The following is a 24,966-nucleotide window of genomic DNA, read 5'->3' on the forward strand; positions in this document are numbered from 1 at the left end:
GATAACCCATTAAATTAAAAAAGGCGCCCATGGGCTAATGCCGTTCACTTAGTGTGAACGGCAATTTTCTTAGGCTTAATGGGATACTTGTTTTTACGCATTTTTAACGCACGTGGATAGGCTCTATCCCGTTTCCCATCAAGCTTGAACTGCCTCGCATTACGCACTATGTCCAAGACATCTCTCGGAACATTCCCTGGCGTTTGAGATGGCAGCTGAGTTAATTTTAAAATGATATAACTCGACGCATCTCTAAAGCTTAATTGGTTCGGATGTAACGACGGTAAGCTTTTAGCCATCAACACCATCTTGTATCTGATGAGGTTATAGGCCAACAGTACCCCCCACAATTCTTGGATAACCAGCTTTGGAAATTGGCTGAGTAACGTAAAGCGACTCTCCAGCAGATGCTGCTTCATCTCCCGATAGCCCACTGCTATCTCCCATCGATGGGCATATAAATCCGCTATTTCGGCCCACGGATAACGCAATGGGTCAGTTAATCAGGTCAAAATGGAAACCAACTTACCTTTTACCGTCTTCGTCAGTAAGCGAGCTTCAATATTGTCAGGCAATAGGCCACTTCTTTCTGGCTTGAGCTGTGGTGGTTAACTGCACCAGTTGGTCGTGTTTTCCTAAAGAGCGTACCACTTCATATTGTGTGCCTTTCTTCAACGGCAGCAGCCAGTGGCTGTTAGGTTGAGCCTGTTGTCAGGCGTGCAAAAGCCCCAACGAATAGAAGCCCCTGTCAAACAGAATCAAAGGTGCTGTTCAATACCAAGTGGCTGCTTAATTCCATCATGCAAACCATACGAATTTGAGGATAGGCAGCATCACCAGCAGCATTGGCGGTTTTGGCAAAGGCCTGATTGTTTTGCTCACTATCAGGTGTTCGCCACACGACACCATCGACACCGTAGAGGTTGAGTCCACACCAATGAGGATGCTCTGCTCTCTCATGCCAGGTCTTGGCACTTCGCTTAAACACATCCTGAACAACGTCAGAGCCCAGCCGCTTGCGCGCTTGCGTGACAGCACTGCGAGCCACGTAATCCACCTCTTGAGGTAAGACGATATCAAGCTTATTGATGAGAGAGCGGACGGACTCGCCTCTGAACAGAGCCATACCAATCACCGCCCAAATCATGGCATCCATAGGTAACTTACGTCGCCGTAAACTGGCAACACCATGAGAATCAAGGCACGACTGAATTAAATCAGGCTCAAGCACATAGGCCAGACAGGTGAATTCGGTATGGCGATTGATATGGGTACGCGCCAAAGCGTCTGAAAGTTGCATAAAAAAATCCGATGACATGGTGTCATCGGATTTTGATCCTTTCAGTGAGATCGTCAAGCAATCTGTCTTAACTGATCGGCATTAGCCCATGGGCGCCTTTCTGTTATCCAATAGTCAGCCGTTATGCTGGTGGATTCTCGTGATAAATATGAACATCGCGCTGCGGGAATGGAATCGAAATACCTTCCTCATCAAAGCGCATTTTCACGCTGCGAGTCACATCCCAATACACATCCCAATAATCTTCTGGGCGAGTCCAAGGACGTACCACAAAATCTAAGCTGGAATTATTTAAGGTGTGTAACTTCACTAATGGCTCAGGCATAGTCAGCACTTTAGGGTGCGAAGTGATGATTTCCATCAGTACTTTTTCAGCATGAGGAATATTATCGCTGTAGCTAATGCCAAACACTAAATCAACGCGGCGCTCGCGCTCGGCAGTCACGTTGTTAATGGTATCACCCCAAATTTTGTTATTTGGAATAATTAAGCGCTGATTATCAAAGGTCATAACGGTAGTCGATACCAGCGTCATGTGGCTCACTTTACCCGTCACGCCTGCAGCATTAATCAAATCGCCCACATCAAATGGACGATAGATTAAGATCATCATGCCTGATGCAAAGTTAGATAAGGTGTCTTGCAGGGCAAAACCAATGATCACACCGGCGATACCAAAACCGGCTAATAATGGGCCAAGCTCAATACCTAACTGAGATAAAGCGACTAATAAGCCGATAGTAAAGACAATTTTACCCGATAACTTGATAAAAAAGTCTTGCAGTAACTTACTGAACTTTAAGCGAGAGTTACCTACTGCACGCTTAACTATGGTTTCAGCCACGCGGCCTAATAACATAGCTAGCATTAAGATGACGCTAAACAGCACTAGCTTAAATACTAAGGTTGGACCATTGTCGACAAGCTGAGAGTAGCCCACGCCAAACCATTGCTCCATCAGGCCTTTAGCCACATCGGCATTAATAAGCCCTTGAGTTAGATCGCCAGACACACTGAACAAGATTTTCTTCAAATCAGCGGTATTTTGGCCTAAATCATCCAGCAAGCTGATGGTGACGTTAAGGCTTGCAGTACTCTTGCTTAACCACTCTTTTAAGGTGGCTTGGCGGCTTAATAAAGTGCTGCTCGCATCTTTACCTGCGTTGCTCACATCAGCATTGACAGATTTAAGTTGGAGCTGAATATATTGAATGAGGGAGGCCAGTTCATGGCCGCGGCTCATTAAGTCATCGCTTAACTTAGTTTGCTGGAAATCAACGTTCTCACCTAACTTTTGCGCCCAACGCAGAGTTTGCAGTTGAGCTTGGAAAAACAAGTCGCGCTCATTTTGGCGATTGGCCATTTGCAGCAATACTGTCTGGTCATTAGTGGTATCAAGCTTTTGCTTTAAATCACTAATGTCTTTGTTTAGATAAGTATTGGCCTTATCTAAAAATGCCAGTTGCTCGTTAATTAACGCTAATGCTTTCACCTTATCAAGATCAGGTTGGTTCATTAAGCTGCCAATATCGGCTCGAATAGCATTGATATTGTTTAAGATTGAGAACTCAGTGAGTTGTCTCAGTTCACCTTTTGCTGACTTAAGGGCGATGATATCTTGATCAACCCTTTGCTGTAACGTATCTATCTGCGTAAACGCTGAGGCATTGGCATCTGGAGTGATAGGTTCTGCAGCGATTACGCGGCTACAAGAAAGGATCAACAACAGAATAAGCGACATTCCTCTGAATGCTGCTGTTTGCATAGGATTTCTTCCAAAATTAAAATAGGCGCTAATGGTATTCGCTAAAGGGGGGCGAGTGCAATCCTTGCGCTATGGCGAATGACAAACGGCTGATCTTGGCCGATATTTTGAGTGGTTTTTGTGCGCTAAACCACGGCTTTTTGCGGTTATAGCCAATAACTGCCATGGCTAAGGGCGGCGCCATTCGTTTCGTCACTATTGCGCATCTGTTACACTAGCGCATTGAATTTTTTTTAAGGTTTTCCTATGCTGTGCCCCCATTGTCATCAGGGATTTAGAATGACCGCGATAGCTAATACTCGCGGCAAAGGTTTTGCGGTCGAGTTTCAGTGTCCTAAATGTGAGGCTTGGCTAGGTAAAAGTTCCTGGTTGCAGCGCGCTAAACTGCTTGGCTTTTACGGTTCGGCGGGAATGGCACTGTTGGCCTATCTCAAGCCTGAGATGCAAGGAATGGCAATTGTGATAGCTATTTTTTGCGCTATTACTTTGATGGTGTCGCATTTACTGGATCAATTACAAATTCGTGAAAAACCGCCTGAGCCAGAAGCCATTGAGGTTAATCATAAGTTTGCAAGCAGCGCGGTTGATAGTGGTGCTAACAAGTGAGGCATTGGCGCTGCCAAATCAGTCTATTGCGCCAAAAATCTTGCGACTTAGCGATAATCATATCGCTAAGTCGTTATCATTATTGAATGACTTGTTCTTGACCTGCAAGGGAGGCTTCAACCCAATAAATTCCGCCTAAGATCCCTAAGATAAACAGGCTGATAAAGGTTAAAATCCCCCAGTTATCTTTTAGAAAGTTAATCATTTTTTTGCTCCACTCATAGCCACGTTAGCCAAATCATAGCCTGATGGCATTAATGATGTCTTAATTTCAATCAAACTTGCTATTAACCATTAATTTCTTTTAGAATCCGAGCACATTACATTTGTAACCTCTGGTAACAATGTGGCCGCCGCTAACCTAGTACATGAGTTAACACTCAAACAAAGAACATTCATTGGGCTGCTGTTAGCATCCTGGTTGATGCTGTTTGTGTCGGCGCCAGCCCATGCTCTGAGTCATTATGATGACGTTGGTTTCACGCATTGTAGTTTGTGCGCCCATCACCATCAGATGCAGGCTTGTTTACCTCAGAGCTTTGTGCCGCCTGCCGTTAGTCCACAAGTTTGCCCGCATACAGTCACAGCGACTCCTAGCCTGTGGCGTCAGCACACCAGTCATTTCCAAAGCCGCGCGCCTCCGTCACTCAACTAATTTCATTGTTTAGTCTTGGTATACAAGCTTACGTCTTGTGGTGCCCACTTTTGCATACAAATTTTTTGGGTAATGATATGAATTTCTTATTTTCAGGGCATAAACGCTCTTTTGATTCAGCGGTTATTAATTTAGCGTCTATGGGTGTAATGCTAGTTAGCGCGCAAGCTTTAGCGGCCACGAGCGATGATGCGGCGCTGCAATTAAGCGCTGTGGTGAATGGTTATTATCAAAGTGGCGAGCAAGCCTTATCTAAGTCGGGCGAAGGCTTTGGTCTGGGTGAAACGGAAGTGTCGTTAGGCGGCAATATTGATGATGCCTTTTATGGCAAGGTCACGACAGTGCTCGCCTATCATGACGGTGAAACTGAATTAGAGCTAGAAGAAGCCTTCATTCAGACCTTAGCCTTACCTGCTGGCATTTCGGTGCGCGCCGGCCGCTTCTTATCTGACATTGGTTATTTAAATAGCCAACATTTGCATACCGATGATTTTAGTGTGCGACCTTTGCCTTATCGCGCTTTTTTAGGCGATCACTATGTTGATGATGGTTTACGAGTGTCTTATGTGATGCCGACTGATTGGTATTGGGTGGTCGGTAGTGAGGCATTTAGCGGTGATAAGCTGCGCGCAGAAGACCCTGATGGCGATAGAGATTTCTCTACGGTCGGGGTTTATACCGCGTTTACCAAAATTGGCGGCGATTTAGGGCTTGAGTCCTCATGGCAGCTTGGCATGAGTTATCTGCGTAACCAAAATGGCCGCGCTGGCGAGCATCATGAAGAACACGCTATGGCTGAAGATGGCCATGATGACAGTCATGATCATCAAGCAAAATTTACCGCAGAAAATACCTATATTCTTGATGGCGTATATAAGTGGGCGCCAGCTGGCAATAACAAGTATCAGCAACTGACGTTAGCGGCAGAATACTTTTATCTTGATGGCATTAGTGAGCATCAAGAAGTGGGCGCTGTTTCTGATTACTCTGGTTGGTATGCCAGCGGTAATTATCAGTTCAGCCCGCAATGGTCGACAGGCGTGCGTTATAGTCGCTTGAATGTGCAAGAAGAGCATGACGAACATTTTCACCAGGTTGGCTATCAAGAATGGGATGCCAATATCAATTGGCACCACAGTCACTTCACAACAGTGCGCTTGCAGTTTACCCACCAGAATAACGATGAGTTGGGCTTTGATGACAACATAGTAACGCTGCAATATGTTATGTCTTTAGGAGCTCATAATGCGCATCAATTCTAAATTATTGGCCCTATGTTTATGGGGTAGCAGTATCGGTTTGGCTCAGGCGCAGTTAGCCATATTTGCTTGTGAACCAGAATATGCGGCGCTGGCGAAGGAACTGGCGCCAAACGCTGATATTTACAGTGCTACTACGGCGTTGCAAGACCCGCATCTAGTGGAAGCTCGTCCAAGTTTAATTGCTAAAATGCGCCGCGCCGATCTGGTGATCTGTGCTGGCGCTGAGCTTGAAGTCGGCTGGCTGCCGATGCTGCAACAAAAGTCGGCTAATCCCAAGGTACGTAATGGCGCGCCAGGCTTGTTCTTTGCAAGCGAGCATGTCGACACCTTAGATAAGTTAACTCAGGTGGATCGCAGTATGGGGGACGTGCACCGCGCAGGAAATCCCCATGTGCATTTATCACCGCCGCGCATGCTACAAGTCGCGGCGGCGTTAACGGCACGTATGCAAGCATTAGATCCCGCCGAGCAAGCGCACTATCAGGCGGCTTTGCAGTCATTTACTGAGCGCTGGCAGCAGGCGATGGCGCAGTGGCAACAGCAAGGCGCTACGCTTGCCGGCATGAAAATTATCGGTTTTCATTCAAGCTTTAGATACCTCTTTGATTGGTTTGGCATTGAGCAAGTGGCTGATCTTGAGCCTAAACCTGGAGTGCCGCCATCGAGTAATCACTTGGCAAGCTTAACGGCAAGGGCGGGGCAAGGGGATGTTAGCGCCATAGTGCAAGCATCTTACCAAGATAAACGCCCAGGGGCATGGCTGTCTGAGCGCAGCCAATTGCCAGTATTAGTGCTGCCTATGTCGGTGAGGGGCGACGCTAACAGCCAAGATTTATTTGCTTGGTATCAAGGCTTAGTCACTCAATTAGTGGGCGCACGCTAATGGATGGCGCATTGCTATTGATTCTATTGCCGGCCTTAGCGGCCGGCTTGCTGGTATTGGCGACGCATGTGGTGTTGGGGCGGCAAGTGCTTAAGCGTGGCATTATCTTTATTGATTTGGCGATTGCGCAAGTTGCGGCCCTTGGCACTGTCATGGCGCATCACAGCCATTACTTAAGTGACATTCCGCTAGTGACTTGGTGGATGCCGGCGCTATTTGCCTTGGCGGGTGCAGGACTGATTGCTTGGCTGGCGCGCCATTGCCGTGATGAACTCGAGGCCATTATAGGTTGTATTTATGTGGTATCGGCCGCGGCGGCTATGCTGCTGCTCGCTAACGATCCCCATGGCGGTGAATTACTTAAGCAAGTCTTGTCTGGGCAAATACTTTGGGTCAATTGGTCACAGTTAGCTGTGCCTGCGCTAGTGTCAGCCTTGCTGCTACTCTTATGGGCTTATCGGCCAAGCGTACTTTATGGCAGCTATTTTTACTTTATGTTTGCCATAGTGATTACCTTGTCGGTGGAGCTCGTCGGTGTGTATCTAGTGTTTTCGAGCTTGATATTGCCAGCGCTTGCTGTTAATCGCATCACCCGCTATTGGTGGATAACGGCCTTTGCCCTCGGGGTGAGTGCTTATGTGGTGGGGCTGTGGCTTTCAACTTTATTTGATTTGCCCGCAGGCTCGGCCATAGTGCTAAGTTTGGCGCAATTTACTGTGATATTTCGCTTGTGGCAGTCGTGGAGTATGGCTAAAACAGTAACATAGCGTACACATGTATCTAAAAAAGATTGAGCGTCATTAGCCCTATAGCTATACTGGCGCCTCAATTTTTAGTGGAGCTTGTTGTGCTGTTAATCATCAGGTCGATTATGCTGGCAGTCATGTTATTGCTGGCATTCATTTTTGGCGGGCTTTATTGCGTAGTTAAGCCGCGTCATCGCGATAATGTACATATGTTCGCTAAGCTGTTTTCCTTTGCGGCGCCCGTGCTCGGTATTAAGGTCATAGTGCGTCAAGCCCCAGCACTTACCGACCAGCCTTGTATCTATGTTGCTAACCATCAAAATAACTTTGATATGTTTACCCATACCACCGTCGTGCCAACGGGCACTGTGAGTTTAGGGAAAAAGAGCATAGTGTGGATGCCGCTGTTTGGTCAGATTTACTGGTTATCTGGCAATATTCTTATTGATAGAAACAATCGCCAAAAAGCGTTTGATACCATGGCGCAAACCGTTGAACAGATAAAACAAAAAGGTTTATCTGTGTGGATTTTTCCAGAAGGTACGCGCTCGCGTGGCCGCGGTATTTTACCCTTTAAAAGCGGCGCATTTCATACTGCCATTGCCGCCGGGGTGCCGATAGTGCCTGTTGTAGCCTCGTGTCAGAGCGACATTAAAATGAATCGCTGGAATAACGGGGTTGTCATTATTGAAGCGCTGGCGCCGGTTGAGACCAAAGATTTAGACAAGTCAGATGTCAAAGCGTTAGTGGCTGATGTGCATCAAGCCATGGCGGATAAATTTATTGAGCTGAGTGATGAAGCCAAGCGCATGAGCTAAGGCTGTCAATTGTTGGCTTAGCAGCTAAAGAGTTAGCCGATCTCAGCTTGATTGAGTATATAATTGGCGGCAGATAATTCGGTAGGAGTAAACCCATGTCTATACAGCAAGAGTTGCAAGAGCAATTCGAAGAAAATCGTGAAATCGTCGAAGCGCTGCTGGCTGACGGTTCTGAAGTTGACGCTTTATATACCATTGAGCATCATTTCTGCTCGACTAATTTTGATAAATTAGAAAAAGCGGCTGTTGATGCTTTCAAACTGGGTTTTGAAGTAAATGATGCCGAAGAAATGGAATTGGAAGAAGGTGGCACCATTTTCTGTTTTGATGCCATAGCTAAGCATTTGTTGAGTGTTGATTTACTGGATCAAGCCTGTGAGCAACTGATGCAGTTAGCCGCTAAGCACAATGTTGAATATGACGGTTGGGGCACTTATTACATAGGTGATGACGCCGAAATAGCCGAAGATGATCTGGATGACGAGCCTGCTGAAGCCCCTTGGAACTAAGCGGCTGCATTTGCGCTAGTTGAGTTTGCTCTCGTTAGCCGTGCATAAAAAACCGAGTCTAGGCTCGGTTTTTTTATGCTTACCATTTTTGCCGCGCTTGATAGTTTTGCTGCGGCGTCTTGGTTTGTCTTTGGGTGGCAATACGCTGATTTTTACCGAGTAGCAGTTTAATTTGATAGAAGGTTTCCCGCGCTAATAGTGATGCGGTGGCTGCTAGCCAGTTGCGATGAATCGATAACTTAATGGCTGCTAGTGCATCAGGAGATCGCGCCGATAACTCTGCAATCAATGCTAACGCTGCGGCCATAGGATCAGCGCTTACTTGTGTCACTAAGCCAAGATTATGGGCACTAGTGGCATCGAGCACTTTTGCCGTCATGGTGAGCTCTAACGCCTTATCTTTGGGCATTAAGGTGCGCAGCATATGTAAGCCTGCCATATCAGGCAGCAAGCCCCATTTAGCTTCCATAATCGATAAGCGGCACTCGGGCGCTGCAATTCTAAAATCCGCGCCTAACGCAATCTGCATGCCGCCGCCAAGGCAATTGCCTTCTAACACAGCAATCACAGGTATAGGTAAGCGCTGCCAACCGATAGAGACGCGCTGGGCTAAATTGGCCGCGCCTGGGCGCCATTTAAGCAGTAATCTTAAGGCTTGGCTTGGGCGCTTCATCACGCTTGCGATATCAAGGCCTGCGCTAAAGTTATGATTAGCCCCATATAAAATGACTGCGGCTAGATCGCGACGTTTTCCTAATTGTTTGATTATTTTATCTAGGTCTAAAAACATCTCAAAGGTGAGCGCATTGAGCTTCTCTGGGCGATTTAAGCACACTAAAGCAACGTGATTTTCAATGGTAAGACTAACGAGTGACATTATGAGCATCCTTGCTAGCATCTGGGGTTTGGTCTAATCAATTGTGAATATTATTAACACGTTCAACCATGGTCAGTCCAGCTAACTCCTTGTTGTTTAATCACATCAAATATCACAATGGCATTTAAGCAACTACACTTGAGGCGAGAGTTATCCATAGGGCGATGCAGGCAAGCAGGTCCTACACAAGATTAAGCAGCGGATAATCATAAAGACATTGATAAGGACATATCGAGATCATGACTACACAAGTGCTTATTTGTGATGATTCAGCCATGGCGCGCAAACAAATGGCTAGAACATTACCTGCCGATTGGGATGTTGATATTACCTATGCCACCAACGGGGAAGAAGGATTAAAAGCCATTTTAGCCGGTAAGGGTGAGGTGGTGTTTCTTGACCTTAATATGCCTGTGATGGACGGTTATGAAGTGCTTGAGCAAGTGCAGCGGCAAGATTTGCCCGCCTTAATTATCGTGGTTTCTGGTGATATTCAAATTAAAGCCCATGAGCGGGTAAAGGCGCTGGGCGCTTTAGATTTTATTCAAAAGCCAGTCAATGTGGATAGTATCCGCAATATCTTAATGGAATATGGGGTTATCGCTGAAACTCACCATGTCAGCGAACTTGACTCCACCCTGCTTAAAGTGGACTTGCGCGATGCTTGCCAAGAAATTGCCAACGTCGCCATGGGGCGCGCGGCTGATTTGCTCGCTAAGCTACTGGATGTATTCGTGTTAATGCCAATCCCTAACGTTAATGTGCTTGAAGTGAGTGAGCTCACTATGGCGCTCACTTCTGCCAAAGAAAACGAAAAAATCTCGGCGCTGTGCCAAGGATTTATCGGTGCCGGTATTCGCGGTGAAGCGTTACTGCTATTCCATGATGCCTGTTTTAACGAAATGGCCAAGTTAATGGGACTCAATTTCCCCGCGTCAGCTGACATGGAAACCGAAGTCTTGATGGATACTGGTAATGTGTTAATTGGTGCCTTTTTAAATGGCGTCGCCGAGCAATTAGACATGCACTTTAGTCAGTCTCACCCGCTTATTTTGGGGCGACACTGCAGTTTTGATGAGCTTATTAGTGAAAACTCATCGCAGTGGCAGCGCACGCTTGCGATGGAAATTAATTATCAGATTGAAGACCATCAAGTGCAGTGCGATCTCTTGCTACTGTTTACTGAAGATTCAATTCCAACCCTGAGCTATAAACTCGGTTATTTGTTGGATTAAGGGGGCGACTATGGCTGATTTGGATGCAATGAATGAGCTGCATTGGTTAATTGATATGGTGCAAACCATAGAAGTCGGGCTAGTAGTGCTAGATAGGGACTATAACATCCAGTTGTGGAATGGCTTTATGGAAAACCACAGCGGCATAGCGCCTAATGATATTAAAGGCGATAACTTGTTTAAGCGTTTTCCAGACTTACCTGCCTCTTGGTTAAAACAAAAAATGGAAACGGTATTTACTTTAAAAAACCAAGCGTTTATTAGTCACGAGCAAAGACCTTATGTGTTTCAGTTTAATAACTATCACCCGATTACCGGCCAAAGCCGCTATATGTACCAGAACCTGACCTTGCTGCCACTCACCTCGTTAACTGGCAAGGTGAGCCATATCAGCATCATAGTTTATGACGTGACTAATATGGCGTTAACTCGGCGTAATCTCTTAAAAGCGCAAGAGACTATTATGCAGTTGCAAACAGTCGATGAATTAACTGGAATAGCGAGTCGCCGCCAATGGCTGCAGAATTTAGACAGTGAATTTAAGCGCTGTCAGCGCTATCAAACAAGTGCCTGCATCCTTTTGTTTAATATTGATAACTTTGCCAAGATTAATAGTGATTTTGGTTATGATTGTGGCGATGTGATTTTGGCCTCTGTGGCAAAAAAGTTGAGCATGAGTATTCGAGAAACCGACAGTATTGGCCGCTATGATGGCAATACCTTTGGGGTGATTTTACCTAATACCCCGCAAGACCAAGCCATAGTCTTTGGCCGGCGCTTCTTGCATAAGCTCGCGACTTACCCATTTAAAATCGAAGGTAACGCCATTACCCTCACTTGTAGTGCTGCCGTGGTCGAGTTTGTGGTCAATTTTGATAGTGCTCGTTTTTGGTTGCAGCACTGTGAAACCTTGCTCGGGCAGGCGAAAGCGCAAGGTGGCAATCTTTGTTGTCATGGAGAATGAGTTCATTATTTTAGCCCCCAAACACAACAGCCCCGCATGCGGGGCTGTTAGTTTTAGTGCATCAAGTGCATTAGCGTTATAGCTTAAGCGTGGCTAACTAACACTAAACGAATGGCATCAAGCTTAAGTGGGCAATCATTGAGATATTGCGCCAATTCAGTCATTTGCCCTTCGATATGCTGCAACTCTTCATCACGAATGTTGGGATTCACCGCTTTTAGGGTTTTAAGGCGGGCTAACTCATGACCTAATTGCTCGGTCATTTGGGTGCGCGCGCTCACCAACAACTCATCTAATTGCGCCTGCGCTACCACTTCAGCCTTAGCAAATAATGGGTGCAGTAAGGTTTGCGAAGCACTCACTAGCTTGCCACCGACATGACGGTTCACAGCGCTTAATTGGCGATCAAAACTATCGTAATCAACATTGGCGCTGAGGTTGTTACCGTTTTTATCCAGTAATACCCGAATCGGGGTTGGTGGTAAGTAGCGATACACTTGGCTTGCCTTAGGCGCACTTGCTTCAGCTAAATAAATCAGCTCAAGGAAGATGGTGCCTGCGGGTAAAGCCTTATTCTTTAATACCGCGACACTGGTGGAGCCAGTATCTGAGCCAGTAATTAAATCAAGGGCGGTTTGCACTAACGGATGCTCTTGAGTGATAAGCGCAATATCATCACGCGATAGCGCAGTTTCACGATCAAAAGTCACAGTAATGCCATCTTCTGGCAGACCTGGGTAAGTCGGGAACATCATGTGTTCGGTCGGCTTTAAGATAATGGTGTTTTCACCTTTATCTTCCTGATCTACGCCTATGATGTCCCATAAACGAATGACTGACGCAATTAAGTTAGTGTTGTTATCTAACTGACTTAAGCGCTTGATTAATGCATTGGCCTTGTCGCCGCCATGAGAGTTGATTTCAAGCAACTTGTCACGGCCTTGCTCCATAGCATGCTTTAAGCTCTGATAACGCTCCTGCGTGTCTTCTATGATGGTATCTATGCTGTCTTGATCGCAGGCGATTAAGGCATTTAATAAGGCTTCGCCAAATTCACCATAAAGTAAGTGACCACTTGGGCAAGTCAGCTCAAATGCATTTAAGCCCGCTTGATACCAACGCATTAACTGCTCTTGGGCTGTGTCTTGCAAATAAGGCAGATGAATTTCAACATCATTTTGCTGGCCGATACGGTCAAGACGACCGATACGTTGCTCTAGTAAGTCTGGATTCAACGGTAAGTCGAATAACACTAAGTGGCTAGCAAACTGGAAGTTACGTCCTTCTGAGCCAATTTCAGAACAGATCAGTGCCTGCGCGCCGCCATCTTCTTGGGCAAAGAAAGCGCCCGCTTTATCACGCTCGATAATCGACATGCCTTCATGGAATACGGTCGCTAAAATACCTTCGCGGGTACGCAGCGCTTCTTCCAGTGCCAAAGCGGTTTCAGCTTGGCTAGCAATGATGAGTACTTTCTTGCTGCGATGACTCTTTAAGAAATCGATTAACCAATCTACTCGAGGATCAAATTTCCACCACGAGGCATTGTTATCATCAAACGCTTGATAGAGTTTCTCTGGGCTTAATACTTGGGCGATTTTCTGGGCTTGGCTCTTGTAGCCGCCCATCATGGCATTCACGCGCGCGGCCGTGGCATATTGCTCAGGCATTTGCTGCGGATAAGCATGGAAAATACGAGTCGGGAAGCCTTTGACTGAGGCGCGGCTGTTGCGATACAAGACGCGGCCAGTACCATGACGGTCAAGCAGTTCTTGCAGCAAGGCATCGCGAGCAGCAACGCTGGCATCACTGTCAGCGTTAACCACAGCTAACTGCGCGCTTACATCCGATCCCGCCAAAATGGTGGTTAAGGCCGTAATTTGCTGAGGGCTTAATGGCTCGCTCGCCACTAAAGATGCCGCCGCATCGGCCACATCTTTATAGTTTTCTTCTTCTTGTAAGAAGGTGTCGTAGTCGTAGAAACGATCTGGGTCTAACAGGCGCAAACGCGCAAAATGACTCTGATGACCTAACTGATCTGGGGTTGCCGTTAACAGCAATACGCCAGGGACCACTTCTGATAAGGCTTCAACGATACGATAAGCGCGGCTTGGCTCATCTTCAGACCATTCTAAGTGATGCGCTTCATCGACCACTAACAGATCCCAGTCGGCATCTAAGGCTTGGTCAAGACGACGCTTTTTACGCAGCAGTTCTAATGAACAAATCACTAACTGCTCGGTATAGAAAGGGTTGTCATTATCAGCATAAGCTTCTACGCATCTGTCTTCATCAAAAACAGAGAAGCGTAAGTTGAAGCGGCGCAGCATTTCTACTAACCACTGGTGACGCAAGGTATCTGGCACTAATACCAAAATACGTTCAGCGCGACCTGTCATTAATTGCTGGTGGATAATTAAGCCAGCTTCAATGGTTTTACCTAAACCTACTTCATCGGCTAACAATACGCGCGGCGCGTGACGGCGACCCACTTCATGGGCAATCCACATTTGGTGGGCGATTAAGCCAACGCGTGGGCCTTGCAGGCCGAGCATGTCTGAGCTTGATAGCTGATGACGCAGTAATTGGCTTTTATAGCGCATGCCAAAACGATCGAGTCTGTCGATTTGACCGGCAAATAATCTGTCTTGTGGCTTATTGAAGCGAATGTTGTGGTTAAGCAGAGTTTCTCTGAGAGTCGTCACTTCACCGTTATCGGTGCGCGGGCCAGTGTAGTACACCAGATTGTCGCGCTCTTCTAGCTCAGTAACGCTAAGGCTCCAACCTTCGTGGCTTTCAATGGTATCACCCGGGTTGTAGATCACCCTAGTCAATGGCGCTTCGGTACGGGAAAACATGCGGTTTTCCGCGGTGGCAGGGAACATCACAGTCACCATGCGGGGCTCAACTTGTACCACAGTTCCTAAACCAAGTTCTGATTCAGTATCACTTATCCAGCGCTGACCTAAGGCAAACGGCATCTTTTACTCTCATCTGGGGCTAGTCACAAAGGGCGCGAATCTTACACCAATCGGGGGGACTTTAAAACCGCTGGCTTCAGCATAAGTCGCCAGTGATGAAATCTCAAATGCACGGCTGAATAAGCTTTTTCATCCTTGTCATACTTTGGTCACATTTACAGGCTGTGATAGCAGACAAGCTATTAATAAAGGCTTTACAAAGCGATTGAGCTTTATCAACTTGGGTGTAGTATTAAAGATGAGGTGACATTTAATGGAGGGCAAGCTAGGTGAGATTCAGGACGGCATCTTAAATCAGCAAATTGGAGGCTCCATGGATACTGACAGCAAAAAGTTATTTGTACTGGATACTAACGTATTGTTACATGAACCTTTAGCCATCTACTCCTTTCAAGAGCATGATGTCATGGTTCCCATGACAGTCCTTGAGGAACTGGACAACATTAAAGATCGCAAGAGCGATGTTAGTCGTGATGCCCGCGTCGCCATTCGCGCGCTTGAGAGCATACTTGGTGGCTCTGTCACTCCAGAAGACATCATTAGCGGTGTGCCATTACCTTTACGTGAAGGCCATGAAGATGCTGTTGGCAGCTTAGCGATTTTCCCCGACCATAAAATTGCCTACACCATAGGTGACTTGCCTGGGGATAATAACGATAACCGCATTATCAATACTGCGCTGCATCTACAGCGTCAGTTCCAACCTAGACAAGTCATATTAGTTACCAAAGACATCAACATGCGCCTCAAAGCTAAGGGCGCAGGCATGGAGCGGGTTGAAGACTATCGCACAGACCAGCTTATTGATGACATTCGCTTTCTATCGAAAGGCTTTCATCAGTTTGATGGTGGCTTTTGGCAGCGCCTTGATAAGGTGAGCACCGAAAGACACGGGCGTTACACTGAGCACTCAATCCCAACCTCGGCGTTAGCCACCGAAGGCTTATACACTAACCAATATTTAATTGATGAAGACTCAGACTTTTGTGGACGGGTAGTCTCCCCAGGGCCTGAAAATTTAATCGTGCGCGACCTTGGGCGTAATCGCTTATTAAACCAAGAAGCTTGGGGCATTAAGCCTAAAAACATTTATCAAGGCATGGCGCTCAATGCGCTGCTCGACCCTGATATTGACTTAGTGATTTTAACGGGTCCCGCGGGCTGCGGTAAAACCTTGCTGGCCATGGCCGCAGCGCTTGAAATGGTGGTGGAGCGTAACAAGTACGAAAAGGTGATAGTGACCCGTAATACCCCAGAATTGGCCGAATCTATTGGCTTCTTACCGGGAACGGAAGAAGAAAAGATGATGCCATGGCTTGCGGCCATTACCGACACCTTAGAAGTGCTGCATAAGAATGATGCTAACCCCAATGGCAGCATGAGTTACATCATGGAAAAGGCCAACATACAGTTTAAGTCGATTAACTTTATGCGCGGTCGCTCGATTCAAAACTCTATTGTGCTGCTCGATGAATGCCAAAACCTTACTGCATCACAAATCAAGACCATGATAACTCGCATGGGCGAGGGTACTAAATTAATTTGCTGCGGTAATTTATCGCAAATTGATTCTAATTATCTGACCGCCGTTACCTCAGGCTTAACTTACATGGTGGAGCGTTTTAAGAACTTTGATGGTAGTGCCAATATTTATCTTAATGGCGTAGTGCGTTCACGCTTGGCTGAATATGCTGAGGAGCATTTGTAGTCACTAGACAATTGACCAGATAACACTTAGCCCTAAGGTTAACGCTCAAGTTAGCCGCGATTAGACAATAACAATGCCGATTTTATCGGCATTGTTATTTTTATCTGCCCATTAACCATTTTATAGCCGTTGGTCTAGGTGACGCTTCCTGATATTATTATTAACCACCGTAAGAGCCTGAGATAACGAGACAATGAAGTCAAACGAGCCAGAATATCAATTAAAATCGGCCATTCAAAAAAATTATAACTGGGCCGTATTTTATACTTATATGGGCGTTATTTTATTATCTTGCTTAGCGACTTGGTCGGCGTTTGATGCTGAAAAAGAGGCGTTAGTAAGTCAGCGCCAAGAACAAATTGAGCGCCACGTTACCCAAATCGACATGTTGCTTGAATCGAGTATTCGAGCCGTCACCAGTCTTAAAGATGCCGCCGAAGATAGCCTCGAATTAAGCCAAGACTCGCATTTCAATCAAGAGCCAAGCATCGAAAAGTTTACTAGGCAAGAAGGCTTTTTTACCTTATCCCCCAATTATGCCGCCAACGGTAAGCCGTTCCTTAATATGGGGCGAATTACTGGCGCTGGCTCTTTAAAAGATAGGGATGCTGGTTTCTATAAAGAATTAGAAATGTTGTTTGAATTATCTTTATCATTCCCGGTGGCCAAAGAAGCTGTGCCGAATGCCTCGGCGATTTATTACTTATCTAATCGCGAGTTAATGTCCTATTACCCTTGGCCTGAAAATGAGAAAGGCTTTAGGTTGGGACTCCTTAAGAAGAGTCAGTTTTTACTCGCGACCCCTGAGATGAATCCGCAGCGCAGTGTCTATTGGTCTGAGGCTTATACCGACCCTGCGGGCAAAGGGTTGCTCACTACCTTAGGCATTCCTATTTATTTGGGGGATGAGTTCATTGGCGCCATTAATCTTGATATGACCTTATCAAGCTTAATTAAACAGATGCGCACTTATTTTAAAATGCCGGGCACAGTTATCTTGCTCGATCAGCAAAACAATATCTTGTCTCACAGCGACTTTAAGGTGAGCGATAACAATCGCGTTTATCACATTAGTCAGCGTATTCCATCGGCGCTGCACTCATTACCCGAAGCAGACTTGTTAAGTCCTGGCCGCGGCCAAGTGAAAAATGGCTATTATGTTCAGGCGATTAATCTGCAAAATGTGCCTTGGCGTCTGCTGTATTTACAAAATGAAGATGCGCTTTACGCTGAATCGTGGAAAAAACTGGAAAATACCTTCCTCATTGTGGTCATGGCTCTGTCTTTATTGGTCACTGTGGTGCATTGGCAGACTCGGCGCTCGTTTGTAAACCCAGCCTCTAAGTTGTTGTCACATCTTGAAGGCTGCTCGATTTCACCGCGTAAACCGCCCCAAGAAATTAGCCCAGGGTGGGAGCCGTGGTTTCAGTTGGTGAGCCGGATTTTTGAGGAAAACTTGCAATATACCGCCCATCTATCTGAGCAAAACAAACGGCTAGATAACTTGGTTGCGCGGCGCACTGAACGCTTAAAAGAAACCACAGAAAGGCGAGAGCGCGAATATGCATTACTGCGCTCGCTGCTCGATTCAATCCCAGAGGCTATTGTCTTTAAAGACAAAGAAGGTCAGTACTTAGGTTGCAATAAGGCCGCCGAACGTATGCTTGGCATTAGCGAAAGTGAAATGCTGGGCATGTCGCCAGAAGAAGTGTCATCACCTGAACATGGCGCGCGTATTCGCACAGAAGATATGCAGGTATTACGCGATCGTACTTCGCTGCGTTACCAAGAAAAAGCCGTGCTTGCGGGCAAACCTGTGCTGTATGATACCTTAAAGCTGCCGTTTTATAACAGGCGCGGTGAACTGTTAGGCCTGATTGCCGTATGGCGTGATGTCACCCGTGAATACGAGTCAGCCGAACAGTTACGCTTGTCAGAAGAGCGTTATCACTTAGCCATGGACGCGGTAGAAGATGGCTTGTGGGATTGGTATTTAGACTCAGAGCAAATCATTTGTAACCCGTCTTATTATTCGATGCTGGGCTATCGCAATAATGAATTCCCGGCGTTAATCAGCACTATTGATGGCTTAATCCATAGAGACGATCGCCTGCGAGTCGTGCAATACCGCGAGCAGTATTTAGTTAATCCCGTCGGCGCCTATGAGATTGAATTTAGAATGCGCGCTAAAAATGGTGATTATCACTGGATATTGGCTCGTGGCCGTATGGTGGAATTCACACCCGATAGGCAACCTAAGCGTATGGTGGGAACTCATAAAGATATTACCCGCCAAAAGATTAACGAAGTGGCCTTGTTAGAAGCTAAGCAAGACGCTGAACTTGCCAACATGTATAAGAGTGAATTCTTGGCCAATATGAGCCATGAAATCCGCACCCCCATGAATGCCATTATTGGTATGTTGGAATTAGCCAATCGCACCGAACTGACGCTGCAGCAAGAAGATTACTTAGATAAGGCAAGTTTCTCGGCGCAGTCCTTGCTGCGCATCATTAACGATATCTTGGACTTTTCTAAGATAGAGGCAGGTAAGTTGGAGCTTGAGCGCGTGCCATTCCCGCTCGATAAAGTGTTAGATCACGCGCTTGACCTTAATGGGTGGAAGGCGCAAGAAAAGGGCGTTGAATTACTGCTGTACGCGCCTGTGACCTCGGGCTTAGTGCTAAAAGGCGACCCATTACGCTTAGGCCAAGTGCTGATTAACTTATTATCTAACGCCGTTAAATTCACACCTTATGGCGAGATTGAGCTGGGTTGTGAAGATGTCGGCGATAGAGATAGTCGCATTTCCTTGATGTTTTGGGTGCGCGATACCGGCATAGGCATCAGTCAAGAGCAGCAAGCTAAGCTGTTTGATGCTTTCTCCCAAGCCGATGGTTCCACCACGCGCAAATACGGCGGCACAGGCCTTGGGTTATCTATCAGTAAACATTTAGTGTCTATGATGGGCGGCACCCTAGCGGTAGAAAGTGAGCCAGGTAGCGGCAGTATTTTCTCATTCACTTTAAGTTTTGAAATTGCAGAAGAATTAAAACCTGCCATTAAAGCGCCGCTGAAACCGCTGCAAAAGCTGCGCACCTTAGTGGTGGATGATAATCCGAGTGCCCTGCAGATGTATGCCACTGAAATGCGCGAATTGCACTTTGAAGTGTTAACGGCAACCAGTGGCGCCGAAGCCTTATATAAGCTTGAGCATCATCCGGTAGATTTAATTCTACTGGACTGGGTCATGCCTGAAATGGATGGCCTGCAAGTCGTGACTGCCATTGATGATATGGTCAGTGATGGCCGCTTATCGATTCGCCCTGTGGTTATCATAATGACGGCGCACAACACTGAAGACTTCCCAGCTTTGCTTGATGATGAACGTGTCCATGCCGTGCTGCATAAGCCGTTAAAGGCCTCAAGCCTGTATGATGAAATCATCAGTGCGTTTGATAGCCATCAAACGACTAAGGCTATCGATGCCAAGCCAAATAAAACGCCAGCACTGCCCGCCAAAGCCGCCTATGTCTTGTTAGTGGAAGATAATTTAATTAACCAGCAAGTGGCGAGTGAACTGTTAAAAAGCGCAGGTTACATAGTCGATGTGGCGGATAATGGTGAAATCGCGTTAGCCATGATAACCCCGAATAAGTACGATGCTGTGCTTATGGATATTCAAATGCCGGTGATGGATGGTCTTACGGCCACCCAAGAGTTACGTAAGATTTATTCAAGCCAAGAGCTGCCAATCATAGCCATGACAGCTCATGCCATGAGTGGTGATAAAGATAAGAGTTTGGCGGCAGGCATGAATGACCACATCACTAAGCCTATTGTCTTGAGTGAATTGTTTGAAACCCTAGAATACTGGATAGCTAAGTAATCACTATTAGTGCGAGTGCTAAAGCAAGGTTAGCGTGGCTAACATCAGTTATGCATGGCTCATGCAAGGAATGCATGGGCCAATAAAAAGATGGCCATAATAAGCTGGGAATGAGTTGAGTATTTACTTTACCGCAGCTTATGATGTGTGCCTGCTCTAGGATAGGCTCGACGTAAGCCCAGTGACTATTAACCGTCACTACAGTCAACCCATAGCTAGTTAATATGCACACCAGAATTATAAAAAGATAATGCACTCATAGCGTTATTTGTAAGAGACTAAATTGCTAAGTCCAAGGAGTAGGGATGAACTTAAAGATAGCCCCAATATTAACGGCGCTGATGCTAGCAGCGCCTATGATGGCGCCAGTCTCAATCGCTTATGGTGAGGAGCAAACCAAGACATCAGGTTTTCTTAAGCTCGCTTACCAAGCCGATGGCCAATTATTATTACAACTCAATGAGCAGGCTATCGCCTTCAAGCAGCCATTTATCTTATTGACCGCACTGCCCCATGGCGTCGGCTCTAACGATATTGGTCTAGATAGAGGTCAATTAGGTTGGACGCGCTTAGTGCAGTTTGAACGCCACGGTAACTTTCTGCGCTTAGTGCAACTCAATAGCCGTTATCGCGCAGACAGCGATAATAGCGCAGAGCAGCGTGCAGTGAACGAAGCCTTTGCCCAATCGGTATTGTGGCAAGGCCGCATCAATAGCGGTCAGCCTTCGACTGTCGATATTAGCTCGTTAGTGCTGGCAGATTTGCATGGCGTAAGCGCCCGCCTTGCAAGCACTAATCAAGGCCAATATCAGCTAGACCCAGAGCGTTCGTTAATTTTACCTAAGAGCATTAAAGCCTTTGCCCGCAACGCGGATGTTGATGTGTCATTAACCTTTAGTGCCGAGGCATCTGGCGCTGAAGTTGCCAAAGTGGCGCCCGATGGTAAAGCGCTCACGGTAAGAATGCGTTACTCCTTTATTCAGCTGCCAGAACCTGGTTATGAAGCGCGGCCATACACGCCTATGAGCGGCTATTTATCCGATAGCTACTTTGATTACGCCGCGCCTTTGTTTCAGCCGTTAGAGCAACACATGTTGCTGCGCCATCGCCTGCAAAAGATTACCCCTGGTGCCGCGCCATCGCGCGTTGTTAAACCTATTGTCTATTATCTTGACCCTGGCGTGCCTGAACCTATGCGCACTGCGTTATTGGAAGGTGCCGCTTGGTGGAAAACCGCCTTTACTAAGGCAGGCTTTATTGATGGCTTTGAAGTGAAGTTATTGCCAGAAGATGCTGACCCACAAGATGTGCGTTATAACGTCATTCAGTGGGTGCATAGGGCCTCTCGTGGCTGGTCTTATGGCGCGGCTATTATCGATCCGCGCAATGGCGAAATCATTAAAGGCCATGTGACCTTAGGCAGCCTTAGGGTGCGCCATGATCACTTAATTGCCCGCGGATTAACTTCTGGCTGGGAAGATAGACAAGCGGCCGCTGATGCCAGTATGGATTTATCGTTAGCGCGTTTAAAGCAGTTATCCGCCCATGAAATCGGCCACACTTTAGGGCTAGATCATAACTTTGCGGCTTCCACCAATGCCAATGCCTCAGTGATGGATTACCCCCATCCTATGGTGCGCATTAATAACGAACAAATAGATATAGGCCATGCCTATACCAATACGCTCGGCCGCTGGGATGATTACGCCATTGCCTATGGCTATGGGGATTTTGGCGACAATAGCGCTAAAGCCATGATTAAGCTGCAGCAGCAAGTGTTAGAGCACGGATTAAGGTACATAGGTGAAGCGGATTCGCGCACTGATAATGCCAGTCACGCCTACGCTAGCCTATGGGATAATGGCTCTAATGCCGCCTCTGAACTCACGCGCATGCAAAGTATCCGTAAACTGGCCTTAGCTCAGTTTAATCCTAATGCTTTATTGGCTGATGACCCTCAAGGTCAGTTATCCGATGCGCTAGTGCCTATTTACTTATTTAGCCGCTATCAAATTACCGCCGCTGCTAAATATTTAGGGGGCACAGATTATACCTATCAAGGTGACCAGCAAAGTTGGGATTACATAGCGCCCGAGCAGCAAAAACAAGCCCTCAGCGCCTTGCTGCAAACCATTACGCCAGACGCGCTCGCCCTTAAAGATGAGTTGCTGCAAAACTTAGTGCCTAAGATGGGTAACTATCAATCCAGCCGCGAAAGCTTTGGCTCTCATCTTGGGGTGATTACTGACCCCTTGTATATGGCCGAAGTATTAAGTCGCCATACCCTAGATGCCATATTGCAGCCTGAGCGCTTAAACCGTATCTATCAGGCATCCTTAACCGACCCAGAGCAATTGACTCTGTCATCGCTGTTAAAGCAAGTGCAGCGAGTGACCTTAGATGATGAAGTGTTAGGTAGGCAGTTAAAGGCCATTAGCCAAAGGGTTAATGCTGTGATGCTTGATAGCTTACTTAACGCCTACCATAACGCTGCGACTAGCAGTGAAGTGCGGGCGATATTGCTGATGGAGCTTAAGTTGATTGAAGAGAAGTTAGAGCGCTTATCTAATCGCAGTAGCAGTGAATATGCGGCGCATTATCAGTGGTTATCCTTAGGGTTAGCGAAAGCAATTAACGACGCTAAGTTTAGGTTTATCCCAACGCCTGCGCAGTTGCCCCCGGGCTCGCCAATTTAACTGCAAAAATCGCAAACAATAAAGGAGCCTTGAGCTCCTTTATTGTTTGCGCAGCTGCGCTCTGCTAACGCTTAGCCAAATGATTAAACACTGCTGAGCTTAGCGGGCGCAGGCGTACTAAATAAGCGTTTAGCTAACATGTAGCAACCTATGCCCATCACTAAGTTACTGAGTGGCAGCGCTGCCAATAAGCCCGTCACGCCAAAGAGTTCGGCGCCAAGCCAAGCCAGTGGCAGCATAAGTAAAAACAGCCGGCATAAGTTAAGCGTTAACGATGCCATCGGCTTATGGTAAGCGTTAAGGCTGGTGGCCACGATAATCACGACGCCCAGTGGCCCATAAGCCAATGGCAGCAATAAGATATACAGGTGCAGCCATTCAATTACCTGCGGATCGCTTGAAAACAGCGTAGCAATAGGGTGAGCGAGCAGGGCGATAGGGATATAGAGCAAGGTTTGAAAAACCAGCACAAATTTAAGCGACAGCATTAAGGCTTGATGCGCCCGCGCCGGTTGATTAGCGCCAAGATTTTGGGCGATAAAAGGCACTAAGCTTGATGATAACGCCATGACTCCGAGCAATAAAATGGACTCGACCCGAGTGCCAGCGCCAAAGGCCGCCACGGCATTTAAGTCCATGCGCGCTAAAATGGCCATCATCAAGGCATTGAAAATCGGGTTAATTAAATTCATTAAGGTGGCGGGGCGGGCAATTAATGCCAGTTGCTGCCAATTGTGTTTAATCCGCTGCCATGACCAGCCGCCCCAAGCAATGAGTTTACGTTTCACGAGTAATAAATGGCCGGATAACCCTAAGGCAATCACCCAAGATGCCACCGAGGCTATGGCGGCGCCTTGAATTTCTAAGCGCGGAAACGGACCTAAGCCAAAGATCAGTAACGGGTCGAGGATTAAATTAATCAGCGCCGCTAACGCCATGATTTTGGCAGGCGAACCGGTATCACCTGTGGCGCGTAGCCCTTGATTACCCACCATTAACAGCACTAATAATGGCGCGCCTAAATACCACACCGACATATATTGATGGATGAGTATGAGTGCGGCGGCGTTCGCCCCTAGGGCGCTAAAGAGTGGATCGATTAACGCGCCGCCAAGTAAAGCCAGTAGCGCGGTTAAACTAAAGGTGAGTAAGAGCGCATCGCCCAAAAATAACTTAGCGCGCGCGGCGTTACCTGAACCAATAAGCCGGCCAAGTTGAGTCGCCACGCCCGCACCTATGCCAATGGCTATGCTCGCCACTACTAAGGTCATAGGAAAAGTAAAGCTAATAGCGGCTAATGGCAGCGTGCCTAATTGACTGATAAAAAACGTATCAACTAGGTTGAAGCCGAGTACAGTTAGCATTCCCACCAAATTTGGCAGGCTCATAGCTAGCAGTACCTGACTGATAGGGGCACTGAGTAACCCGTGTCTGTCTCTCATTCACTACCATTACAATGCATCAGAAAGCGGGCATATTAGCAGGAAAGCGTAAACTAGCCCAAGCCACAAACTGCCAGCCATGGAGCTATCTCACTCTTAATCTGTCAGCTTCATCACGCTGTTAGCCCTTAAGCCCAGATTTCATGCTGAGTTTGGGCTCGATTGATGAAATTCTTAAAAAAAATCCATGTTCGCACTTGAATCTCACTTGTACGTCCCCATTAAGTATTTATCAGATGCTAAGCAAACAGGATTTGCTGCATCACACCATCATACCCAACCTACTTTGGGCAAAAAAATCATTAGGAGAATCCACAGATGAATATTCGTCCATTACATGATCGCGTTATCGTTAAGCGTTTAGAAGTTGAGTCAACTTCTGCTGGTGGTATTGTGCTGACAGGCAGCGCTGCCGAAAAGTCAACACGCGGTGAGGTTCTGGCTGTGGGCAATGGCCGCATCATGGAGAACGGCACCGTTCGTCCATTAGATGTTAAAGTCGGCGACACAGTGATCTTCAACGAAGGTTATGGCGTGAAGAAAGAAAAGATTGATGGCCAAGAAGTGCTGATCTTATCTGAAGCCGACGTAATGGCTATCGTTGAATAACCACTCGACATTTCCACTGAA

General features: G+C 46.8%; 18 protein-coding genes and 1 pseudogene. 12 read left to right on the top strand and 7 right to left on the bottom strand.

Translation table 11 applies throughout. The annotated features are described in order from the left end of the window. Positions 1 to 44: 44 nt before the first annotated feature. The 3 genes and pseudogenes from AC1HDP_RS15385 to AC1HDP_RS15395 all read right to left on the bottom strand — a co-directional run bounded on the left by AC1HDP_RS15385 (position 45) and on the right by AC1HDP_RS15395 (position 3,261). A pseudogene (locus AC1HDP_RS15385) lies at positions 45 to 1,300 on the bottom strand (IS4 family transposase). A 121-nt stretch (positions 1,301 to 1,421) separates the two neighbouring features. Continuing rightward, positions 1,422 to 3,065, bottom strand: coding sequence for a mechanosensitive ion channel domain-containing protein (locus AC1HDP_RS15390; RefSeq protein WP_479639418.1), 1,644 nt, complete (start codon positions 3,063 to 3,065; stop codon positions 1,422 to 1,424). Positions 3,066 to 3,093: 28 nt separating this feature from the next. Then, on the bottom strand, positions 3,094 to 3,261 hold the full coding sequence (locus AC1HDP_RS15395) for a hypothetical protein (RefSeq protein WP_479639419.1): 168 nt from the start codon (positions 3,259 to 3,261) through the stop codon (positions 3,094 to 3,096). 83 nt (positions 3,262 to 3,344) lie between these two features. Here AC1HDP_RS15395 and AC1HDP_RS15400 point away from each other — a divergent pair, with 83 nt between their 5' ends. Continuing rightward, a complete protein-coding gene (locus AC1HDP_RS15400; RefSeq protein WP_479639420.1) occupies positions 3,345 to 3,671 on the top strand; it encodes a hypothetical protein in 327 nt (108 codons plus the stop codon). Between the two features lie 79 nt (positions 3,672 to 3,750). Here the strand turns inward: AC1HDP_RS15400 and AC1HDP_RS15405 are convergent, their stop codons facing one another. Further along, on the bottom strand, positions 3,751 to 3,876 hold the full coding sequence (locus AC1HDP_RS15405; protein WP_276613155.1) for a hypothetical protein: 126 nt from the start codon (positions 3,874 to 3,876) through the stop codon (positions 3,751 to 3,753). Positions 3,877 to 4,403: 527 nt separating this feature from the next. Here AC1HDP_RS15405 and AC1HDP_RS15410 point away from each other — a divergent pair. From AC1HDP_RS15410 to rraB, 5 genes are all read left to right on the top strand, one after another. Further along, complete coding sequence (locus AC1HDP_RS15410; RefSeq protein ID WP_479639421.1) at positions 4,404 to 5,588, top strand: hypothetical protein; 1,185 nt, start codon at positions 4,404 to 4,406, stop codon at positions 5,586 to 5,588. Continuing rightward, on the top strand, positions 5,572 to 6,471 hold the full coding sequence (locus AC1HDP_RS15415) for a metal ABC transporter solute-binding protein, Zn/Mn family (RefSeq protein WP_479639422.1): 900 nt from the start codon (positions 5,572 to 5,574) through the stop codon (positions 6,469 to 6,471). The genes AC1HDP_RS15410 and AC1HDP_RS15415 overlap by 17 nt, the downstream gene beginning before the upstream one ends. After that, positions 6,471 to 7,238 carry a metal ABC transporter permease gene (locus AC1HDP_RS15420; protein ID WP_479639423.1) on the top strand — a complete coding sequence of 256 codons (768 nt, stop codon included), beginning with the start codon at positions 6,471 to 6,473 and terminating at the stop codon, positions 7,236 to 7,238. The genes AC1HDP_RS15415 and AC1HDP_RS15420 overlap by 1 nt, the downstream gene beginning before the upstream one ends. A gap of 80 nt (positions 7,239 to 7,318) precedes the next feature. Continuing rightward, complete coding sequence (locus AC1HDP_RS15425; RefSeq protein WP_479639424.1) at positions 7,319 to 8,035, top strand: 1-acylglycerol-3-phosphate O-acyltransferase; 717 nt, start codon at positions 7,319 to 7,321, stop codon at positions 8,033 to 8,035. 95 nt (positions 8,036 to 8,130) lie between these two features. Then, positions 8,131 to 8,544, top strand: coding sequence for a ribonuclease E inhibitor RraB (gene rraB, locus AC1HDP_RS15430; protein WP_479639425.1), 414 nt, complete (start codon positions 8,131 to 8,133; stop codon positions 8,542 to 8,544). A 79-nt stretch (positions 8,545 to 8,623) separates the two neighbouring features. Here the strand turns inward: rraB and AC1HDP_RS15435 are convergent, their stop codons facing one another. Then, positions 8,624 to 9,421: a crotonase/enoyl-CoA hydratase family protein gene (locus AC1HDP_RS15435; RefSeq protein ID WP_479639426.1), complete on the bottom strand. Its 798-nt coding sequence runs from the start codon at positions 9,419 to 9,421 to the stop codon at positions 8,624 to 8,626. A 239-nt stretch (positions 9,422 to 9,660) separates the two neighbouring features. Between AC1HDP_RS15435 and AC1HDP_RS15440 the strand changes: the two genes are divergently transcribed. Beyond that, complete coding sequence (locus AC1HDP_RS15440) at positions 9,661 to 10,656, top strand: response regulator (protein WP_479639427.1); 996 nt, start codon at positions 9,661 to 9,663, stop codon at positions 10,654 to 10,656. Between the two features lie 10 nt (positions 10,657 to 10,666). Next, positions 10,667 to 11,620 (top strand): sensor domain-containing diguanylate cyclase, encoded by a 954-nt coding sequence (locus AC1HDP_RS15445; protein ID WP_479639428.1) that lies wholly within the window; start codon positions 10,667 to 10,669, stop codon positions 11,618 to 11,620. 83 nt (positions 11,621 to 11,703) lie between these two features. Here the strand turns inward: AC1HDP_RS15445 and rapA are convergent, their stop codons facing one another. After that, a complete protein-coding gene (gene rapA / locus AC1HDP_RS15450; protein ID WP_479639429.1) occupies positions 11,704 to 14,601 on the bottom strand; it encodes an RNA polymerase-associated protein RapA in 2,898 nt (965 codons plus the stop codon). Positions 14,602 to 14,914: 313 nt separating this feature from the next. Here rapA and AC1HDP_RS15455 point away from each other — a divergent pair, with 313 nt between their 5' ends. From AC1HDP_RS15455 to AC1HDP_RS15465, 3 genes are all read left to right on the top strand, one after another. Beyond that, complete coding sequence (locus AC1HDP_RS15455; protein WP_479639430.1) at positions 14,915 to 16,309, top strand: PhoH family protein; 1,395 nt, start codon at positions 14,915 to 14,917, stop codon at positions 16,307 to 16,309. A 193-nt stretch (positions 16,310 to 16,502) separates the two neighbouring features. Beyond that, positions 16,503 to 20,198: a response regulator gene (locus tag AC1HDP_RS15460; protein ID WP_479639431.1), complete on the top strand. Its 3,696-nt coding sequence runs from the start codon at positions 16,503 to 16,505 to the stop codon at positions 20,196 to 20,198. Positions 20,199 to 20,503: 305 nt separating this feature from the next. After that, a complete protein-coding gene (locus AC1HDP_RS15465) occupies positions 20,504 to 22,894 on the top strand; it encodes a zinc-dependent metalloprotease (protein ID WP_479639432.1) in 2,391 nt (796 codons plus the stop codon). 83 nt (positions 22,895 to 22,977) lie between these two features. Here the strand turns inward: AC1HDP_RS15465 and AC1HDP_RS15470 are convergent, their stop codons facing one another. Beyond that, on the bottom strand, positions 22,978 to 24,336 hold the full coding sequence (locus tag AC1HDP_RS15470) for an MATE family efflux transporter (protein ID WP_479639433.1): 1,359 nt from the start codon (positions 24,334 to 24,336) through the stop codon (positions 22,978 to 22,980). Positions 24,337 to 24,654: 318 nt separating this feature from the next. On the opposite strand from AC1HDP_RS15470, the gene AC1HDP_RS15475 reads away from it, so the two are divergent. Then, on the top strand, positions 24,655 to 24,945 hold the full coding sequence (locus AC1HDP_RS15475) for a co-chaperone GroES (RefSeq protein WP_140930793.1): 291 nt from the start codon (positions 24,655 to 24,657) through the stop codon (positions 24,943 to 24,945). The last annotated feature ends 21 nt before the right edge of the window (positions 24,946 to 24,966 follow it).

Source organism: Shewanella sp. ISS20 (assembly GCF_056522965.1).

Coding starts and splice junctions, on each gene's coding strand:
- AC1HDP_RS15390 (WP_479639418.1), bottom strand. CDS start 3,065: ATGCAAACAGCAGCATTCAGAGGAATGTCGCTTATTCTGTTGTTGATC.
- AC1HDP_RS15400 (WP_479639420.1), top strand. CDS start 3,345: ATGACCGCGATAGCTAATACTCGCGGCAAAGGTTTTGCGGTCGAGTTT.
- AC1HDP_RS15405 (WP_276613155.1), bottom strand. CDS start 3,876: ATGATTAACTTTCTAAAAGATAACTGGGGGATTTTAACCTTTATCAGC.
- AC1HDP_RS15410 (WP_479639421.1), top strand. CDS start 4,404: ATGAATTTCTTATTTTCAGGGCATAAACGCTCTTTTGATTCAGCGGTT.
- AC1HDP_RS15415 (WP_479639422.1), top strand. CDS start 5,572: ATGCGCATCAATTCTAAATTATTGGCCCTATGTTTATGGGGTAGCAGT.
- AC1HDP_RS15420 (WP_479639423.1), top strand. CDS start 6,471: ATGGATGGCGCATTGCTATTGATTCTATTGCCGGCCTTAGCGGCCGGC.
- rraB (WP_479639425.1), top strand. CDS start 8,131: ATGTCTATACAGCAAGAGTTGCAAGAGCAATTCGAAGAAAATCGTGAA.
- AC1HDP_RS15435 (WP_479639426.1), bottom strand. CDS start 9,421: ATGTCACTCGTTAGTCTTACCATTGAAAATCACGTTGCTTTAGTGTGC.
- AC1HDP_RS15440 (WP_479639427.1), top strand. CDS start 9,661: ATGACTACACAAGTGCTTATTTGTGATGATTCAGCCATGGCGCGCAAA.
- AC1HDP_RS15445 (WP_479639428.1), top strand. CDS start 10,667: ATGGCTGATTTGGATGCAATGAATGAGCTGCATTGGTTAATTGATATG.
- rapA (WP_479639429.1), bottom strand. CDS start 14,601: ATGCCGTTTGCCTTAGGTCAGCGCTGGATAAGTGATACTGAATCAGAA.
- AC1HDP_RS15455 (WP_479639430.1), top strand. CDS start 14,915: ATGGATACTGACAGCAAAAAGTTATTTGTACTGGATACTAACGTATTG.
- AC1HDP_RS15460 (WP_479639431.1), top strand. CDS start 16,503: ATGAAGTCAAACGAGCCAGAATATCAATTAAAATCGGCCATTCAAAAA.
- AC1HDP_RS15465 (WP_479639432.1), top strand. CDS start 20,504: ATGAACTTAAAGATAGCCCCAATATTAACGGCGCTGATGCTAGCAGCG.
- AC1HDP_RS15470 (WP_479639433.1), bottom strand. CDS start 24,336: ATGAGAGACAGACACGGGTTACTCAGTGCCCCTATCAGTCAGGTACTG.
- AC1HDP_RS15475 (WP_140930793.1), top strand. CDS start 24,655: ATGAATATTCGTCCATTACATGATCGCGTTATCGTTAAGCGTTTAGAA.